Here is an 18,208-nt window from a genome sequence, read left to right as displayed (position 1 = left end):
CAGGCACTTTCAGACAATCGGCTGCAGGAAAGCGGCAATCCGGCCCACGATGCGCTCGGGCAGCTCACGGTGCGGCACATGGCCACCACCGGCCACGATCTCGGCTTGCGCCGGGCCTTGCGACCATTCGCAGATATTCTCCGGGTGCACCAGAGAGCCGAACTCGTCCAGCTCGCCATGAATGGCCAGCACCGGGCAGTGCACACGCCTGAGCGTGGCATCCAGCCGGTAGTGGGAAAAGGCCTCGGTCAGCCAGGTATCGACCCAGGCCGAGAGCACCCAGGCCGCCTTGTCGCCGTGATAGCGCGAGAGGCGGTCCAGTTGCCCGGGCTTGGAAAAATTGTCGCGTGCGGCACGTATGCCTTCCAGCGTGCGGTCTTCCACAAAAGTCTGGGCAGATTCCGTGATCAAGGCCTTGCACTGCACGGGATAGGCCGCTGCCACCATGGCCGCCATGCCGCCGCCCACGCTGTGGCCCAGCATCACAAAATTCCTCAGCCCCAAGGCCTGATGCACAGGCGCAAAGCCTGCGGTCACCTCCTGCGCGACAAACTCGGGCGTCAGCTTGCGCGGATGCGGATCGGACTGACCAAAGCCCAGCCTGTCATAGGCAATCACATCGCGGCCGGTGGCGGCAGCCAGCTGCTCGGGAAACTCGCGCCACAGCGCCACGCTGCCAAGCGAGTCATGCATCAGCACCAGCGGGGCCTTGACCGGCCCGTCAACACCCGGCCAGCGCTTTACAAACAACTGCCCGTCCGGCGTGGCGATACGGGTGGTGATGACAAGAGCAGGCGCGGCAAGATCAGACATGGGACAAAGCCTTGAGAGAAAGCCGGCCCGGCCAGCATGGCTGACGCGCCGACCCGGTGGTGCAGAAAAAAACAAGCCTAAAGGCGGGCTGCCATGGCCGACAGCGCCGAATCCTCAGAGCGCCGCTTTTGCCAGTTTCTTGGCGGCATTTGCAACTCAAACGTCGTATTTTGCGATGGACTCGCGGCTGCGGTCAGTCCTTAAGGAGACCGGCCGCAGGCTCCCCGGCTGCATGCTTTCCCGCTAGCGGCGCACAGATGCCGGGTCTATAACGGTAGTTGCTGCGGCCAAACCTCTGCATCAGTTGCCGCTCACGGATTTTGCAGAGGCGGCAGGCGCAGCCCCTTCACCCAGCAGAAAGGTTTGCCATGTCCCAGACCTCCAGCCCTCATCTTGATCCGCGCCAGTTCAAGAGCTTTGCCGAGTTCTACCCCTTCTATCTGGGCGAGCACCGCAATCCCATCTGCCGCCGCCTGCACTTCATAGGCACCAGCCTGTCCTTGCTGTTCTTGCTGGCGCTGGTGGTCACCGGTAGCTGGTGGTATCTGCTGGCCGGCCTGGTTTGCGGCTATGCCTTTGCCTGGGTGGGGCATTTCGGCTTCGAGAAAAACCGGCCCGCCAGCTTCAAACGCCCCATCTACAGCTTTCTGGGCGACTGGATGATGTGGCGCGATATCTTGCTGGGCCGTATTTCGCTGCGCTGACTTGCTTTGAATTTGCTAGCTGTCAGCGCTTGTCATTCATAGAGTTGCGTTCATTTTTCATCAAACTCTATGCATATTTGCCAGTGGCGCGGCAATCAGCTGCGCCACCGTCAGCTCCGACAGCTGGGCGCGTTGCCATAGCGGCTCAACCGCCTGCGAAGGCTGCAACAGCAGCGCCTCCACCAGCGGCTCCACACGCGTGGCCTGCGGATCGATCAGCAGCACATAGCGCGGCTCGGTGCTCTCCAGCGATGCCAGGGCATGGGCCGGCTGCACGGCCCCCACCCAGTCCAGCTTGGCCAGCGCCTGCAGCACGGGCAGGATTTGCGAGGCTTCGATGCGCAAACGCTTGGAAAGCTGGCGCAGATACAGGCCTTTGTGCGGCAGTTCGCGCTCCTTGGCCAGGCATTGCAGCACCTCCACCGCCAGCTCGAACTCCCAGCCTCGGTGGCCGGTGAGCCGCTCCACACCCGAGAGCACGGTGGGTAGATAGGCCGTCACCAAGGCCCCCAGCAACACAATGCACCAGGCCACATACATCCAGATCAGCAAGATGGGCAGTGTGGCAAACGTACCGTAGATTACCGAATACGTGGGCACGGACGAGAGATAAATGCCCAGCGCTTTTTTCGCCACCTCCATGAACACGGCCACAAACAGGCCGCCCACCCAGGCATCGCGCCAGCGCACCGGCGTGTTAGGCACATAGTGGTAGAGCCCGGCCATGCCCGAGGCCAGCACCACAAACTCGATGGAATCAAAGATAAAGCGCACGCTCTCGGGCAAGGTGTTGACCAGCCCCTTGGAAGCCGACATCACATAGGACGAGAGCACCAGACTCAGGCCCAGCACCAGGGGGCCCAGCGTGATGGCGGCCCAGTAGATCAGCACCCGCTGACCCAGCGGCCGCAGCTGCCGCACGCGCCAGATATTGTTGAGCGTGCGGTCAATCGTGAGGATCAGCGCCACCGCGGTGACGATCAGAATCGAAAAGCCCACCAGCCCCAGCTGGCTGGCCTTGGAGGCAAACTGCGTGAGATAGCCCAGCACCTGGCGGGCAATGGTCTCGGGAATCAGGCTGTCCATCAGCCAGCGCTCCAGCACCAGCTGCGCCTTGCCAAAAATCGGGAAGGCCGTGAACAGCGCCAGCGCCACGGTGAAAAACGGCACCAGCGCCAGCAGCGAGGTAAAGGTCAGGCTGCTGGCCGTCACTCCCAACCGATCTTCCTTGAAGCGCGCCGCCAGCACCTGCCAGGTATTGCCCCAGGGAAAAGTGCGCAGACGCTGTTGAACCCGGCGGCGCTTGCGCTGAAAACCGCTCTTGAGCTCCTCGCGGCTGGGCAGGGGCTGCAGCTTGCTCTTCAACACATCGCGCGCCATGGCGGCAAGACCCGGGCCGCTTGATGGTTTGCGTAAATCTGCATCTTTTGGGCCTGCAGCCAATACTGTATCTGCAGGTGCCGCTGCAAAAGGCATAGCAAATTGAGAAACTGACTCAGGCGCGGTATCGCCCGTCACAGGCTGAGGCGGCGGATTGTCCAGCCAGGGCTCCTTGCCTTGTGAGCCGTCATGCTCCGAGCCCGGTGTCGAGCCATGACCCTGGCCATGCAAAGGGGCGCGTACCTGAGCCTGAACTTGGGGCTGAATTTGGGGCGCCACTTGAGGTTCGGGCCTCGGCTGACCATGAGTCTCTCCCTGCCCTGGCCGATACTGAGGATTTGGTGCGGGTACGGGGTTGGGCGATTTGCCGCGCTCCAAAGCGGCCCAAAAGCCTGCACGGTCGTTTTTCATTGCTTGGCTCCCATCCACACATTGCGCTGCATCAACAACTCACGCACCACAAAGTCATCGGCCAAGCCGATACATACCAGATCTGATTCAAAAGGGGCTGCCATGGTCGATATGATGCCATCCCAATGACTGACGCAACCCCATCCACCACCACCGAACTGGCCCTGCCGGCCATGCAACCGGGCGCCGATGTGGCCGCCACCCGCTGGCTGGCAGCTGGCAGCCTGCTGGGCCTGATCGTGCTGAGCGTGGCCTGGGAGCTGTGGCTGGCGCCGCTGCGCCCCGGTGGCACGCTGCTGTTTCTCAAAGCCTTGCCGCTGGCCTTTGCCTTGGTGGGTCTGCTCAAGCGACGCATGTACACCTACCGCTGGGTGAGCCTGCTGGTGTGGCTGTACTTCACCGAAGGCGTGGTGCGTGCCTGGGGCGATGCGGCCCCCAGCCGCTGGCTGGCCATGGGCGAGATTGCGCTGTGCGTGCTGCTGTTCATGGCCTGCGCCGCTCATGTGCGCTGGCGACAAAAAGCCGTGAAGGCCGCCAGGGCTGCGGCTGCAGCGTCGGTGGCGGCCTGATTCAGTCGAGAAAAATGCCCTCGTAGCGCGATAGCGCCCGCACACGCTGTTGCACGGCCTCAAACAAAAGCTGGGCTGCCGGAGACAGGGCGCGCCTGGGCCGCTGGATCATCAGGCTGCTGCGCAAGAGATGCGGCGCATCCAGCGCCCTGAAACGTAGATCGCGCGATGCCGGATGCCTGGCCGTCAGCGCCGGAATCAGGGACACGCCCAGACCCAGCCGTACGGCCTCGAACAGCAGCGGCGGATCCGAAACGCGCAGCGAGGTATTGAGCACATTGGCCGGCATGCCGGGCGCGCGGGCCAGCAACTGGCTGATGGCCGTGTCCGTGGTCAGCCCCACAAAAGGCAGATGCGCCAGCTGCGCGACCTCCAGCCTGGGCGCTTTGAGCAAGGGCTCATCGGCGCGGGCAATCAGGCCCATCTGGTCGCTGACCAGCGGCTGAGTCAGCAACTCCGCCCCCGCCAGATGGGCTGCGCCCACGCCAAAGTCCACAGCACCGTCGCGCACGCGCAAGGCAATGCCTTCGGCGCTTTCCTCCAGCAAATCCACGGCAATCCCCGGATATTGCTGGCGCAACTGCGGCAACAACGGCAGCACGATCACGGCCAGCATGGAGGGCGCTGCCGCAATGCGCACCTTGCCCTGGCGCAGGGCGGCCAGGTCTTCGAGGTTTTTGACCCCCTGATCCAGCACTTCGAAAGCCTGGCGCACGTCAAGCAGAAAGGACTGGCCCGCGCTGGTCAGCCCCACGGTGCGCGTGGTGCGGTCGAACAGGCGCATGCCCACGGCGTCCTCCAACTGGCGGATGGACTCCGACAAGGCCGACTGGGTGATGCACAACTCCTTGGCTGCAGGCGCAAACGCGCCCTGACGGGCGACTTCATCGAAGGCGCGCAACTGGCGCAGGCTGAGATTATTCGGAAAAACTGGCATAACTTAGAAATTTATTTCGATTGTCCAACAAAGCGCCATGCCCTAGGCTTGCGCTTGTTCAGGCAAGGCCCGCCCTGCCAGCGCTAGACTTCCCCTTATTCGCAAGAAAGCCCTTGTTTTGCGGGCCTTGCAAGCTACGAAATTATTTATGCCCACCACTGAATTTCTAGATCAACTGCGCCAGATCGTTGGCGCTTCCCATGTGCTCGCCGAGGGCGACCTGACCGCCTATGAGCAAGACTGGCGCAAGCGCGTGCACGGCAAGGCGCTGGCGGTGGTGCGTCCCGGCAACACGGCCGAGGTGGCGGCCGTGGTCAAGGCCTGCACGGCTGCCCAGGTGCAGATCGTGCCCCAGGGCGGCAATACCGGCCTGTCGGTAGGCTCCACCCCCGATGACAGCGGTACCCAGGTGGTGCTCAGCCTCACCCGCATGAACCAGGTGCGCCATATAGACCGCGACAATCTGAGCTTCACCATGGATGCGGGCTGCATTTTGCAAAACCTGCAGGATGTCGCGGACAAGGAAGGTCTGTTGTTTCCGCTGTCGCTGGCCGCCGAAGGCAGTTGCACCATTGGCGGCAACCTGGGCACCAATGCCGGCGGCACGCAGGTGGTGCGCTATGGCAACACCCGTGATCTGTGTCTGGGTCTGGAAGTGGTCACGCCCCAGGGAGAGATCTGGGATGGCTTGAAGGGCTTGCGCAAGGACAACACCGGTTACGACCTGCGCAATCTCTTCATAGGCAGCGAAGGCACGCTGGGCATCATCACCGGTGCGACCATGAAGCTCTTTCCCCAGCCCGCCGCGCAACTGACCGCCTGGGCCGCCGTACCCAGCATGGAAGCGGCCGTGCGCTTGCTTGGCCTGTCGCACCAGCATCTGGGTGCGGGCCTGACGGGCTTTGAGGTGATGGGCCAGTTCGCCCTGAGCTTGGTGATCAAGCACATGCCTCAGCTGCGCGTGCCGTTTGCCGGCCTGGCCGATGCGCCGCCCTACTATGTGCTGCTGGAGAACGCCGACAGTGAATCCGAGCAACACGCTCGCGAACGCTTTGAACATCTGCTGGAACTCGCTTTCGAAGACGGTTGCGTGCTGGACGCCGTGGTGGCCGAGAGCATTGCCCAGGCCCATGAGCTGTGGCATATCCGCGAGAGCATTCCGCTGGCCCAGGCCGAGGAAGGGCTGAATATCAAGCACGACATCTCGATTGCCGCCTCGCGCATTCCGGCCTTTGTGGAGCACGCCGACGCCGTGCTGCAGCGCGAGATTCCCGGCGTGCGTCTGGTCAATTTCGGCCACCTGGGCGATGGCAATCTGCACTACAACGTGCAAGTGCCCGAAGGCGAGGATGGCAAGCAGTTTCTGCGCGACAAGGAAGGTCTGGTCAACCACCTGGTGTATGAGGCCGTGGCGGCGTTTGACGGCTCCTTCTCGGCCGAGCACGGCGTGGGCGCCCTCAAGGTAGACAAGCTGGAGAAATACCAGTCACCGGTTGCGCTGCAAATGATGCACGCCATCAAAAATGCACTGGATCCCCAAGGCATCATGAACCCCGGCGTGGTGCTGGCGAAGAGCTGATCGCTGCAAAACCAAGCCCTCCGGCCCGCGATGGACCGGAGGGCTTTTTTATGCAGCACCACTGTGCAACGCCAGCCTATTTGCCCATGGCATTGTCCATAAAGACCTGAACCGGCTCGGGCCAGGCAATCGCATCGCCTTCCACATCGGTGAATACGGTTTGCTGCCCCTGGTGCTGCAACCAGACGCGCAAGCCATTGCGTGCAGGATCAATCACGATGGCGGCACTCTCGTCGCCGCCCTGATGCGGTCGGTTGCCCGTAAGCGACAGCAACTGGCCATGCTGCTCCAGCGGGCCCGAAGTGCCCAGATTCTCCAGCAGCGTGGCGTATTGCTCGCCCAGCAAGGCCTTGAGGCGCTTGGCCAACACCCCTTCTTTCAGATAATCCAGGCCTTCCGAGTGGTACTTGCCCACCTGCATGGCCATGCTTGCCAGGCCTGGCTCCGTATCCGGACCTTTGTAGGGAATCAGCACCTCTTGGGCGCCCGGCTTGGCCGGGTCGGCCTGCGGTTTTTCCGCAGGAGCGGGTTGCACCGAATCCACCGCCGAGGCAGCGGGTGCATTGGCTGGAGCCTTGCTGGCAGGCTTGTCGCAAGCGGCCAGCAGCACAGCAGCGCTCAGAGCGCATGCGGCCTTGAAAACCGTCCATGGCATGGTATTTATCTCCATCAGTGGCAGGCAGGCCATTGTGCGGGCACAGGCATGACAGAGACAACTGCAGGTATTTCAAGTTGTCGCGGACTGCCGCCATCTCGGCGCCGGATTGACCAGCCGCCGCGAGCGCCAGTTAATCCCGTGGCACACTGCCCGCATAGCGGGCCGGATAGGCCCACCCCCTGATTTGCTACGGCCGATGAACACTGGCAACCAAGCCTCCGCCTCATCGCCCCCCAACACATTTGCGCCATGACCTCTACGACCGCCACCTTGCGCCCTGTGCGCTCGCAGTACGAAAACTTCATGCGCCACGTCTTTGAAAACGGCGTGGCCAAAACCGACCGCACCGGCACCGGAACGCGCAGCGTATTCGGCCACCAGATGCGTTTTGACCTGTCCGAAGGCTTTCCGCTGGTCACCACCAAAAAAGTGCACCTCAAGTCCATCATCAATGAGCTACTCTGGTTTCTGCGCGGCGACAGCAACGTCAAATGGCTGCAAGAGCGCGGTTGCACCATCTGGGACGAGTGGGCCGACAAGCAAACCGGCGACCTGGGCCCGGTGTATGGCGTGCAGTGGCGCAGTTGGCCCAAGGCCGACGGCACGCATATCGACCAGATTGCCGAAGTCGTCAAAACCCTGAAAAACAACCCCGACAGCCGCCGCATCATCGTCAGCGCCTGGAATGTGGCCGAGCTGGATCAGATGGCCCTCATGCCCTGCCATGCCTTCTTCCAGTTCTATGTGGCCGACGGCAAGCTCTCCTGCCAGCTCTACCAGCGCAGCGCCGATATCTTCCTGGGCGTGCCCTTCAATATTGCGTCATACGCGCTGCTGACCCATATGCTGGCCCAGCAATGCGATCTGGCCGTCGGCGACTTCATCTGGACCGGTGGCGACTGCCATATCTACAACAACCACTTCGAGCAGGTCGCGACCCAGCTGACACGCCAGCCCTTCCCTTATCCGCTGCTGAACATCAAGCGCAAGCCTGAGTCCATCTTCGACTACACGTACGAGGATTTCGAAGTGCTGGAATACCAGCACCATGCCGCCATCAAGGCACCCGTGGCCGTCTGATCCCGTGATCGAAGCGCGTTAAAGCGCATAAAACCGCTATCAAATCAAAAGCTGCTTGCGCTCGCCTCTATTGAGTTTCAGATATAGAAAATGCTGAACTCCAATCTTTTCAAGCGCTAGTAGCTTCTTTATTCATAGTTATGGCTATTCATCTCATCTATGCCCGCGCGGCCAACGGCGTCATCGGCAAGGACAACGCCATGCCCTGGCACCTGCCCGAAGACATGGCGCATTTCAAGCAGCTGACCCACGGCTGCGCCGTCATCATGGGTCGCAAGACCTGGGACTCGCTGCCGCCGCGCTTTCGCCCTCTGCCCGGACGCACCAATATCGTCGTCACCCGCCAGGCCGGCTGGCAAGCCGATCCGGCCTCGGAAAGTGTGCGGCCTGCAGCCAGCCTGGAAGAAGCGCTGCATCTGGGCCAGCAAATCTCCAGCGATGTCTGGGTCATAGGCGGCGCACAAATCTATGCCCAGGCCCTGCCCCTGGCCGACAGCGTGGAAGTGACCGAGATCGGCCGCGACTACGAAGGCGATGCCTTTGCCCCGGTGCTGGGCGCAGAGTGGAAAGCCAGGCAGCGCAGCGACCATATGGCCGCCAACGGCCTGCCCTACAGTTTTGTGCGCTACAGCCGCGATTGAGCGGCAGCACAGCCCACATTCACAGGCCATGCATGCATGGCCTTTTTTGTTCGGTTTTTGATTGAGCGCTCGACGACGCTTTGTTGAGCTGAGGCCAAAGTCCTTCCCGTGACAGCAGACATCTGGTGTGTGCTGTTGCAACATCACGATAATAGGCAGCACGTCCAGGTCAAAAACCTCAACCACAGTTCCTGGCCCAGGCCTCTGGCTTGTGCTCGTCAGGTGAATTTTCTGCATTCGGCGCCACAGCGCCTGCATCACTTCCTCCCCTTTCATGAGCCTTGTCCAGCCCCTGCCCCCCGGTCCCGTCGATATCGTTGGTGATATCCACGGCGAAATTGCGGCACTGGAGCAGTTGCTGACGCATCTGGGCTACGACAGGGAAGGCAATCACCCCCAAGGTCGGCGCCTGGTCTTTGTGGGCGACTTCTGCGACCGCGGCCCCGACAGCCCGGCCGTGCTGGGCCGCATCCTTCCGATGCTGGCATCGGGCAAAGCCCATGCCGTGCTGGGCAATCATGAAATCAATCTGCTGCGCGAAGACGCCAAGGATGGCTCCGGCTGGTTTTTCGACAGCCGCGTGGCGGCCGACCAGCCCAAATACGCCCCTTTTGCCCGCCTGGAAGAGAAGGCCGCACCGGCCTTGCTCGATCAGCTGGCCTATCTGCCCATCGCGCTGGAGCGTGAGGACCTGCGCATTGTTCACGCAGCCTGGCGCCCCACGCAGATCGCCATGGTTCGCGAACTGCCTTTGGGCAGTGCTCGCAGCGCCTACGATCACTTTGAAGAGCTGGCTGCCGATCAGGCCCAGGCCAGTTGCGTGGCCGAGCGCATGCGGCTGGAAGAGCAATCGTGGCCGCACAGCCTGGAAGACTATCGTTATGCGCCTCCGTTTCTGGCCGCTCATAGTGAAAACGAGCTGGGCAAGGCCATGGTCAACCCGCTGAAGGTGCTGACGGCCGGCGTAGAACGCGAATGCCGCAACCCTTTTTACGCGGGCGGAAAATGGCGCTTTGTGGAGCGTGTGGGCTGGTGGAACGAATATGACGAGGAGCCTGCCGTCGTCGTGGGGCATTACTGGCGCCGCATGCTGCCCGGCGATGCACCGGCGCACGGCGCCCAGTTTGAGAATCTGTTCGGCAACACCACGCCGCTGTCCTGGCACGGCCTGCGCGGCAATGTGTTTTGCGTGGACTATTCGGTAGGCGCGCGCTGGCTGGCCCGCCTGCGCGGCGAGGACCCCACGCAGCGCTTCAAGCTCGCCGCCCTGCGCTGGCCCGAGCGTACCCTGGTGTTTGATGATGGAGTCCAGGCAGACTCCGAAGGCTTTGGCAAGACGACTTACCCCGTCCAGGATTGATACCATGGCTGCATCGCCGCCTCGCGCAACCGCAGCGGGGCGGGTTGAACATGCAAAAGTCTGCGGCCCTCGTCGAGGGCCGTGCACATCAAGGATTCATAGCCCATGAAGATAGCCACCTGGAACGTCAACTCCCTCACCGTTCGCCTGCCGCAAGTGCTGGCCTGGCTGGAGGCCAATCCGGTCGACGCCCTGGGTCTGCAGGAACTCAAGCTCACCGACGACAAATTCCCTCACATGGCGTTTGAAGAAGCCGGCTACCAGGCCGTCAGCCATGGACAGAAGACCTATAACGGCGTGGCCTGGATCACCCGCAGTGCGGCCAACGAGGTGGTGCGCAATATTCCGGGACTCGATGACGAACAGGCGCGCATCATTGCGGTCACCATGGATGCACCGGACGGACCGATTCGCCTGATCAACGGCTATTTCGTCAACGGCCAGGCTCCGGGCTCGGACAAATTTGCCTACAAGATGCGCTGGCTGGAAGCTTTGCACCACTGGGTGCAAAGCGAGATGGCAAAACACCCGCGCCTGGTGCTGGTGGGCGACTTCAACGTCGCCCCGGAAGATAGAGATTCCTTCGATCCCGTGGGCCTGAAGGACACGATTCACCACACGGTGGAGGAACGCCAGCATTTCCAGAACCTGCTGCAGCTGGGGCTCACAGATGCGTTTCGCATGTTCGAGCAGCCTGAGAAAAGCTACTCCTGGTGGGATTACCGCATGCTGGGTTTTCAGAAAAACCGTGGTCTGCGCATCGACCACATACTGGTCAGCGAGGCACTCAAGAGCAGCGTCAGTGCCTGTACGGTGGATCGCGCGCCACGCAAGAATCAACAACCCAGCGACCATGCGCCCGTGGTCCTGACTTTGAGCTAAGCGCCAATCAAATCAGGGCCGGATCCGTACAAGACTTGGCCCTGAAAGTGCAACGGCAATCTATGTGGATCAGGCCGCACCACTATCCAGCCACTGAATCGCTGTAATGTGTCCACGCAGGGTGAGCATATGGCGCTTGAGCTGGTGCGCCAGCTTCAAAGATACAGCATCCAGAGAAATCGCAAGATAGCTGTTGAACCATGCCTGAAGGCTGCGCTGGATATCGCTGACGGACTCGTCCTGCAAAAAGAGGGCGTCACGCCAGACATCCTGCAGCATCTCCAGACTGGTTGGCCGCTTTTTTTCACTGTGCACATGCTGCTGCAATGCTTGCGCTGGCAGGATCTGCTTGAGCTCTTCCAGCAGACCCTGCATTTCCAGCTGAATGCGCCGTAAGGTCTGACCCATGGCCTTGTTGTGCTTGGCACCTAAATAGCTGATCACGGCTTCATGCGTTTGGCGGCCCGCCATATAAACCGCCAGCAACAAAGCCAGAACCTGAGGCTGCAGATCCGAATCCTTTCTGCTGGGCACCGTTTTCGGGCACAAGGCCTGCATCCAGGCGGCCCTGGCCGCGTCGCGCGCCTGGGCCCAGGTCAAAAAGCTGGCGCTCACCCGCTGGTTCCACTGCACACACAGTTGAGCATCTTGTGCAGAAAAGGCCAGGGAAGCCATGGTGGGGGTGTTCAGTATGGAGCGGTCAAGCTGCTGAGCGGCATGCCAGCCCAAAGCATAGGCCGGCTGATACTGGTCATAGCCACGGCCGGCCACAAAATAAGGCTCGGAGAGATAGCGCTCGCGCCAGAAGAGCTCTTGCGCAGCAGGAAGCTGGGCTTGCTCCCAGCCGCCATCATCCGCCACCCGTCCGGACCGGGCAGAGGGCGCATCAAATGGCAGGAAAGAAAACATGCGACGAGCCAGCAAATCACAGCCCCCATCAAAGACCGGTTGATGACTGATTATTGAGCGGTCGGCCAAAAGTGGAAGTCGGCGCGACAAACGGCCTTCTGTAGGAAAGCAGGCCGTATGTTTCAAATTTAACAAATAGAAACATACGACCTTGACAGCACTCACAAAGAGCGGAGTTCAGCGCCTATCACCTCGGAGCCAAAGTCGATTAGGTCCCGAAATCAATCGAAACTCTCGTCATCCAGTCCCAGTTCCTGCAATTTTCGGGTGATGGTGTTTCGGCCTATTCCCAGTCGGCTGGCGGCCTCTACTCTACGGCCATGTGTGGCCGCCAGTGCAGTTCGCAGCAACTGGGCTTCGAACTGCTGGGAAAGCTGATTCCAGACATCGTTGTGGCCCTGGGCGAGCAATTGCTGAGCGTGCCTGCCCAGATCTTGCAGCCAGCCTGCGTCTGCGGTGCCGCTTTGCGAAGCGCTCATTGGGCTGGCTTCGGCCAAGGCTGCCGCCGACTCAACGGCTTGCGCAACCGGGTTTTCAGGCAAGGCAGTCAACGCCGCGCTCGCAGCCCCCATGGCTGGCAAAGGCTGGCCGCCCAGAACCTCGGGCGGCAAATCCTTGAGGGCGATTTGCTGCGCAGGAGCCATGACGGTGAGCCAGTGGCAGATATTCTCGAGCTGGCGCACATTGCCCGGGAAGTCGAAAGCCTGCAGGCGGTGCAAGGCCATGGTGCCCATGCGCTTGGGTTCCACCCCCAGTTGCTTGGCGCTTTGCTGCAGAAAATGCTGGGTGAGCATGGGAACATCCTCGCGGCGCTCGCGCAAAGCAGGCAGGCGCAGGCGGATCACGTTCAGACGGTGGAACAAGTCTTCACGAAACACGCCATCCTTGACACGCAGCTCCAGATCCTGGTGGGTGGCCGCAATCACCCGCACATGGGCTTTGACGGCCTGATGGCCGCCCACGCGATAGAAATGCCCGTCGGAGAGCACACGCAGCAAGCGGGTTTGCAGCTCGAACGGCATGTCGCCGATTTCATCGAGGAACAGCGTGCCGCCTTCGGCTTGCTCGAAGCGGCCGCGGCGCTGGGTCTGCGCGCCGGTAAAAGCGCCACGCTCATGGCCGAAGAGCTCGGACTCCAGCAAATCCTTGGGGATTGCAGCCGTATTGATAGCTACAAACGGGCCGCCGGATACGGGAGAGTGCTTGTGCAGTGCACGGGCCACCAGCTCCTTGCCTGAGCCCGATTCACCGGTGATCAGCACCGTGACCTGGCTTTGACTCAAACGCCCGATGGCGCGAAACACATCCTGCATGGCCGGAGCCTGACCCAGCATCTCCGCCTGCAGCGGCGCCTGGACTTCCGCCTCTTCCTCGCGCTGGCTTTCCTCCACCGCGCGGCGGATCAGCTCCACCGCCTTGGGCACATCAAAAGGCTTGGGCAGGTACTCAAACGCACCACGCTGAAAGGCAGATACGGCGCTGTCCAGATCGGAGTAAGCCGTCATGATGATCATGGGCAGGCCCGGCTGCTGCGCCCTCACCTGCTCCAGCAACTCAAGACCAGAGCCGCCGGGCATGCGGATATCGCTGACCAGCACCTGGGGCGGCTGGCGCGCGGGATCGCTGTTGTCGGTATCGGCCAAGGCCTTGAGCACATCCCGCGTCTGGGTGAAGCTGCGAATGGGCCAGCCTTCGCGGCCCAGCGCTTTTTCAAGCACAAAGCGGATGGAAGGGTCATCGTCCACAATCCAGATCGGCTTCATTGCTGCTTATCCCTTCCCGTTTTTTGCTGTGTTGGCAGATGCCTGAACCCGGAGCTCAGGGCAGCGGAATCAGTATTCTGAAATCCGTGCGTCCGGGCTGGCTTTCGCATTCGATCAGACCATGGTGACGCTGAACAAAGGTTTGAGCCAGTGTCAAACCCAGGCCGGAGCCGCCATCGCGGCCCGATACCAAGGGGTAGAAAATCCGCTCCTTGATGGCATCGGGCACGCCTGATCCGTTGTCGATCACATGCAATTCCAATGCCAGTCTGTAACGCTGGCGCCCCAAAGTCACCTGCCTTGCCACTCGCGTTCTCAAAATAATCTCTCCATCGCCTTGTGCGATGCGCAAACTCAGTGCCTGGGCCGCATTCTGGACAATGTTGAGCACCGCCTGAATGAGCTGGGCGCTGTCGCCCCGGAATTCGGGAATGGAGATGTCGTAGTCGCGAGTGATCTTGAGGCCCTGCGGAAACTCCACCAGCACCAGGGAGCGCACGCGCTCACACACCTCATGGATATTGACATCGCCCACATCGTGCGGATGGCGGTGCGGGGCCAAAAGCCTGTCCACCAGGGCTTGCAGGCGATCGGCTTCGTGCACGATGACCGTGGTGTATTCGCGCAGCTCGGGCGAGGCCAGATCCATCTGTAGCAGCTGGGCCGCACCACGTATGCCGCCCAGCGGATTCTTGATCTCATGGGCCAGATTGCGGATCAGTTCCTTGTTGGCCTGGGCCTGCTCGCGCAAGCGCTCCTCGCGGTCCTGGCGGGCCTGCTGCTCCAACGGCCACATCTCCACCATGACATGACCGGTTTGCTCCGCTATGGAGACCGTGGCGTGCACCGGCAAGGGCTCCTGGCCCAGGCGCTGCAGACTGGCTTCAAAGCGCAGCGCAGCGAAGTCGTTGCTGCGGGCTCCGCTCAGGGCCTTGTCCAGCAGGGCGGGCTCTGTAAAGCTCAGCGCGAACTCTCCGCCCTCCATGGTGCGGCGCGATTGCCCAAGAGCATTTTCCAGCGCCGCATTGGCAAAGCAGATGGCGCCATTCATGTCCAGCACGGCAATCAGCGTGCACAGCAAATCCAGGGCCTGGTAGTTTTTGACGCTAGCAGAGGACTGCTGCGCCAAAGAGGGAACAAAAGTGGTGCTCATGCGAAACCCTGACGGGGGTGGCTGCATCTGCCGCCCCGCATAAATCGTTCACAGCCTGACCTGCCAAGCTGCGGTAGGAGCCATAACTTGCGCGTGAACTGGCCAGCGCTAGTTAGCCGGAGGCAGACGCTCCAGCTCACGCCGGATACCGGCAATATCGCTTTCCTGGCGGGCAATATCCGCCTTGAGTTTGGCCACGCGCTCTGGGTAGCCCTGAGGGTTGCGCAACTCCAGCGCCGTGCGCACGGGATTGCCATCGTTGTATTCCGCCTTGAGTTCAGCCAAACGGGCCTGGGCCTTGCTCAGTTCGGACTGCAAGATGGCACGGGCATCCGAATCTCGGGCTTTTTGCGCTGCGCTGTTCTCAGCCGGGCGGGCAGAGGCAGAGCTGCCAGATGATGCGTTGCCGCTCTGCACTTTTGGTGCCGCAGGCTGCGCTGCACGCGTGCCGTGGATCACGGTGACGCCGCTGCCATCCACCGGCTTGCAGCCTTTGGCTTTGGCCTGGGAAACATTGTTCGTATATTCGTTCCCACAGCGGTAGATCACATCCTGCGCCCAACTCCCAGCACATACAGCCAGCAGCAGCGACGACACAAACAGTTTTTTCATTCAGCTCCCTCGGGCTATCCGCTTGGGACAGCACAGCCATTTCGATATCGCAAGTATCGCTCCAAGCTTGCGTCTTGATGCGATTGATTGACTTGCTTACCGCTGTTTGGTTCCTGCTGAATACAGGGCCGCAGCAATGAAAAAGGCGACTTGCGTCGCCTTTTCTGAACTGCCTGCTGCGATTACAGCGAGAAGTACATATCGTATTCGACAGGGTGCACGGCCTGGCGGAAGCGGGTCACTTCACCCATCTTCAGCTCGATGTAGGCATCCAGCATGCTGTCGGTGAACACACCGCCCTTGGTCAGGAAAGCGCGGTCGGCGTCCAGTGCTTCCAGAGCCTGATCCAGGCTGTGGCAGACGGTAGGCACCAGCTTGTCTTCCTCGGGAGGCAGATGGTACAGATCCTTGGTCGCAGCTTCGCCGGGATGAATCTTGTTTTCCACACCGTCCAGACCCGCCATCAGCAGAGCCGAGAAGCCCAGGTAGGGGTTCATCAATGGATCGGGGAAGCGTGCTTCCACGCGGCGGCCCTTGGGGTTGCTCACGTAAGGAATACGGATGGAAGCGGAACGGTTCTTGGCCGAGTAAGCCAGCTTCACAGGCGCTTCAAAACCGGGCACCAGACGCTTGTAGCTGTTGGTGCCGGGGTTGGTGATAGCGTTCAGCGCACGAGCGTGCTTGATGATGCCGCCAATGTAGTACAGGGCGAAGTCGGACAGACCGGCATAGCCGTCACCGGCGAACAGGTTCTTGCCATCCTTCCACACGGACTGGTGCACGTGCATGCCGGAACCGTTGTCGCCAGCATAGGGCTTGGGCATGAAGGTTGCCGTCTTGCCGTAGGTGTTGGCCACGTTCCAGATCACGTACTTTTGCAGCTGTGTCCAGTCGGCACGCTCAACCAGAGTGGAGAAGCGGGTGCCAATTTCGTTTTGGCCAGCGCCTGCCACTTCATGGTGGAACACTTCGACGGGAATGCCCACAGATTCCAGAATCAGGGACATCTCGGCACGCATGTCTTGCGTGCTGTCGACGGGAGGCACGGGGAAATAGCCGCCTTTGTTGCGAGGACGGTGACCGCGGTTGCCGCCTTCGAACTTGGTGCCGGTATTCCAAGGAGCTTCGTATTCTTCGATTTCGAAGAAGGGATTGTGAGGTTCGGTACCCCAGCGCACGCCGTCGAAGATGAAGAATTCGGGTTCCGGTCCGAAGTAGGCGGTATCGCCCAGGCCGGAAGACTTCAGATAGGCTTCAGCGCGCTTGGCGATGGAGCGGGGATCGCGGTCATAGGCCTTGCCATCACCGGGTTCGATCACATCACACTGCAAGATCAGTGTGGTTTCTTCAAAGAAAGGATCGATATTGGCGGTGTTGGGGTCGGGCATGAGCTGCATGTCCGAAGCTTCGATACCCTTCCAGCCAGCAACGGACGAACCGTCAAAAGCATGGCCCGAGGTGAACTTGTCATCATCGAAGTGCGACACAGGCACGGTCACGTGCTGTTCCTTGCCGCGGGTATCTGTAAAGCGCAGGTCGACGAATTTGACTTCGTTCTCCTCCACCATCTTCATCACGTCTGCAACGGTCTTTGCCATCAGATCACTCCTGCCAACTTGGCTGATCAAATTAACGATAAAAGAAATAAAGCAGCTTCCGTGCCAACTTCTTGTCATGCTGCAAAGTCAGCATTTGGCAAGCAAGTCCGGCACTTGCCTTGAATAAGCATATTCCACTGCCATCACCAACTCGGTGCGAATTGTCTCACCTTAGTGCGACGCTCAAAAAATGCACCAAAGCGGTGAATTTAACTGCACCAATAAGGTGCATTTAAAAGAGTGTTGCAACCTCATGCCCAAAAGCATGCACCGCAATTTGACTAAGGTGCCGAGGAGGCCTGCGCTCCAGGCGCAAAAGGTACCTGAGGCTCCTGAGCACCACGATTGGGCTCCTTGCGCATCTGTTCCAGCGCGGCCAGGCAGAAATGCGCAAACCACAGGGATGAGAAAGCGAACACGATGGCGTAAATCCAGATGGCGATGGGAATCAACACCCAGAAGGCCGCAATGAATACCAGTCCGGAGATCCAGATCACGCCCGGTGCCGCACCCAGATAGCCACAGATCAGACCCATGACGATCAGCGCGGCCCGATAGCGCACAAACAGGCTGCGACGCTCAGGCTTGCTGGCATGCTCGGCCAGTGCATCAAAAGCCATGACGCGGTAAGTCAGCCAGCCCCAGATCATGGGCGTCACCAGCAGCATCAGCGGGGGTATGACCCACAGCGGCAAGGTGACCACCAGGGCAATCAATGCAATGCCGGTGGAACCTGCCGACCAGCCTATGCTGGCCAGGGTGGAGCCGCCCTGCTTTTTCTCCAGGACTGGAAAGCGCTTTTGTGCCACCAGCTCGGTCAGCGCCGGCGTCATGAACATGGCCACCAGCAGCAAGGAGATGACCACGATGATGGGCCCAGTGCCCAACACCACCAGCATGGAGGCCACGACTTCCGAAGCGTAGCCCACGCCGTGCTCCTGCATCCAGACCCACAGCCTGTGCAGCCAGCCTACGCCGTCCAGCAACGCCTGTACTTTCTGCACAGCATCGGCCCAGAAAAAATACCCCAGGCCCCAGACCATCAGCGTCATGAGCAGCAGAGGAAACAGTGACCAGGCAATCACCCGCTTGTGTACGCAATACGCCAGGGCACGCCAGAAGGAGTCCAGTAGCAAGTTCATGCCAGCTAGCATACCCA

At 60.8% G+C, this 18,208-nt stretch carries 17 protein-coding genes; 7 read left to right on the top strand and 10 right to left on the bottom strand.

Features of this window, described 5'->3' with window-relative positions:
• Window positions 1-9 precede the first annotated feature (9 nt).
• On the bottom strand, window positions 10-813 hold the full coding sequence (locus tag ACNAZA_RS07340) for an alpha/beta fold hydrolase (RefSeq protein ID WP_415795848.1): 804 nt from the start codon (window positions 811-813) through the stop codon (window positions 10-12).
• A gap of 368 nt (window positions 814-1,181) precedes the next feature.
• Between ACNAZA_RS07340 and ACNAZA_RS07335 the strand changes: the two genes are divergently transcribed.
• Entirely contained in the window at window positions 1,182-1,517 is a 336-nt protein-coding gene (locus tag ACNAZA_RS07335) for an Mpo1-like protein (protein WP_415795846.1), read from the top strand.
• 60 nt (window positions 1,518-1,577) lie between these two features.
• On the opposite strand, the gene ACNAZA_RS07330 is transcribed toward ACNAZA_RS07335, so the two are convergent.
• Window positions 1,578-2,897 carry a YihY family inner membrane protein gene (locus ACNAZA_RS07330; RefSeq protein WP_415796093.1) on the bottom strand — a complete coding sequence of 440 codons (1,320 nt, stop codon included), beginning with the start codon at window positions 2,895-2,897 and terminating at the stop codon, window positions 1,578-1,580.
• Between the two features lie 536 nt (window positions 2,898-3,433).
• Here ACNAZA_RS07330 and ACNAZA_RS07325 point away from each other — a divergent pair.
• Window positions 3,434-3,877 carry a DUF2069 domain-containing protein gene (locus tag ACNAZA_RS07325; protein WP_415795845.1) on the top strand — a complete coding sequence of 148 codons (444 nt, stop codon included), beginning with the start codon at window positions 3,434-3,436 and terminating at the stop codon, window positions 3,875-3,877.
• A gap of 1 nt (window position 3,878) precedes the next feature.
• Here ACNAZA_RS07325 and ACNAZA_RS07320 read toward each other — a convergent pair whose 3' ends face one another.
• The gene (locus ACNAZA_RS07320; protein WP_415795843.1) at window positions 3,879-4,814 is read right to left on the bottom strand and encodes a LysR family transcriptional regulator; all 936 of its coding nucleotides are present in this window, start codon (window positions 4,812-4,814) and stop codon (window positions 3,879-3,881) included.
• Window positions 4,815-4,962: 148 nt separating this feature from the next.
• Between ACNAZA_RS07320 and ACNAZA_RS07315 the strand changes: the two genes are divergently transcribed.
• The gene (locus ACNAZA_RS07315) at window positions 4,963-6,393 is read left to right on the top strand and encodes an FAD-binding oxidoreductase (RefSeq protein WP_415795842.1); all 1,431 of its coding nucleotides are present in this window, start codon (window positions 4,963-4,965) and stop codon (window positions 6,391-6,393) included.
• A gap of 76 nt (window positions 6,394-6,469) precedes the next feature.
• On the opposite strand, the gene ACNAZA_RS07310 is transcribed toward ACNAZA_RS07315, so the two are convergent.
• On the bottom strand, window positions 6,470-7,048 hold the full coding sequence (locus tag ACNAZA_RS07310; RefSeq protein ID WP_415795841.1) for a hypothetical protein: 579 nt from the start codon (window positions 7,046-7,048) through the stop codon (window positions 6,470-6,472).
• 252 nt (window positions 7,049-7,300) lie between these two features.
• Between ACNAZA_RS07310 and ACNAZA_RS07305 the strand changes: the two genes are divergently transcribed.
• The 4 genes from ACNAZA_RS07305 to xth all read left to right on the top strand — a co-directional run bounded on the left by ACNAZA_RS07305 (window position 7,301) and on the right by xth (window position 11,014).
• Window positions 7,301-8,131, top strand: coding sequence for a thymidylate synthase (locus ACNAZA_RS07305; protein WP_415795840.1), 831 nt, complete (start codon window positions 7,301-7,303; stop codon window positions 8,129-8,131).
• Window positions 8,132-8,271: 140 nt separating this feature from the next.
• Window positions 8,272-8,772 (top strand): dihydrofolate reductase, encoded by a 501-nt coding sequence (locus ACNAZA_RS07300; RefSeq protein ID WP_415795839.1) that lies wholly within the window; start codon window positions 8,272-8,274, stop codon window positions 8,770-8,772.
• A 274-nt stretch (window positions 8,773-9,046) separates the two neighbouring features.
• Entirely contained in the window at window positions 9,047-10,132 is a 1,086-nt protein-coding gene (locus ACNAZA_RS07295) for a metallophosphoesterase (protein WP_415795837.1), read from the top strand.
• A gap of 105 nt (window positions 10,133-10,237) precedes the next feature.
• Window positions 10,238-11,014: an exodeoxyribonuclease III gene (gene xth / locus ACNAZA_RS07290; protein WP_415795836.1), complete on the top strand. Its 777-nt coding sequence runs from the start codon at window positions 10,238-10,240 to the stop codon at window positions 11,012-11,014.
• A gap of 69 nt (window positions 11,015-11,083) precedes the next feature.
• On the opposite strand, the gene ACNAZA_RS07285 is transcribed toward xth, so the two are convergent.
• The 6 genes from ACNAZA_RS07285 to ACNAZA_RS07260 all read right to left on the bottom strand — a co-directional run bounded on the left by ACNAZA_RS07285 (window position 11,084) and on the right by ACNAZA_RS07260 (window position 18,203).
• Window positions 11,084-11,923, bottom strand: coding sequence for a hypothetical protein (locus ACNAZA_RS07285; protein ID WP_415795835.1), 840 nt, complete (start codon window positions 11,921-11,923; stop codon window positions 11,084-11,086).
• Window positions 11,924-12,144: 221 nt separating this feature from the next.
• Window positions 12,145-13,686 carry a nitrogen regulation protein NR(I) gene (gene ntrC / locus ACNAZA_RS07280; protein ID WP_415795834.1) on the bottom strand — a complete coding sequence of 514 codons (1,542 nt, stop codon included), beginning with the start codon at window positions 13,684-13,686 and terminating at the stop codon, window positions 12,145-12,147.
• Between the two features lie 55 nt (window positions 13,687-13,741).
• A complete protein-coding gene (glnL, locus tag ACNAZA_RS07275) occupies window positions 13,742-14,839 on the bottom strand; it encodes a nitrogen regulation protein NR(II) (RefSeq protein ID WP_415795833.1) in 1,098 nt (365 codons plus the stop codon).
• Window positions 14,840-14,947: 108 nt separating this feature from the next.
• Window positions 14,948-15,451, bottom strand: coding sequence for a hypothetical protein (locus tag ACNAZA_RS07270; protein ID WP_415795832.1), 504 nt, complete (start codon window positions 15,449-15,451; stop codon window positions 14,948-14,950).
• Window positions 15,452-15,633: 182 nt separating this feature from the next.
• Window positions 15,634-17,049, bottom strand: coding sequence for a type I glutamate--ammonia ligase (gene glnA / locus ACNAZA_RS07265; RefSeq protein WP_415795830.1), 1,416 nt, complete (start codon window positions 17,047-17,049; stop codon window positions 15,634-15,636).
• A 281-nt stretch (window positions 17,050-17,330) separates the two neighbouring features.
• Window positions 17,331-18,203, bottom strand: a complete 873-nt coding sequence (locus ACNAZA_RS07260; protein ID WP_415796091.1) for an EI24 domain-containing protein — start codon at window positions 18,201-18,203, stop codon at window positions 17,331-17,333.
• Window positions 18,204-18,208 lie beyond the last annotated feature (5 nt).

This window comes from Comamonas aquatilis, assembly GCF_965139575.1.
Taxonomy (GTDB): domain Bacteria; phylum Pseudomonadota; class Gammaproteobacteria; order Burkholderiales; family Burkholderiaceae_C; genus Comamonas; species Comamonas aquatilis.
This window is presented reverse-complemented; position numbering and strand designations above follow the sequence as displayed.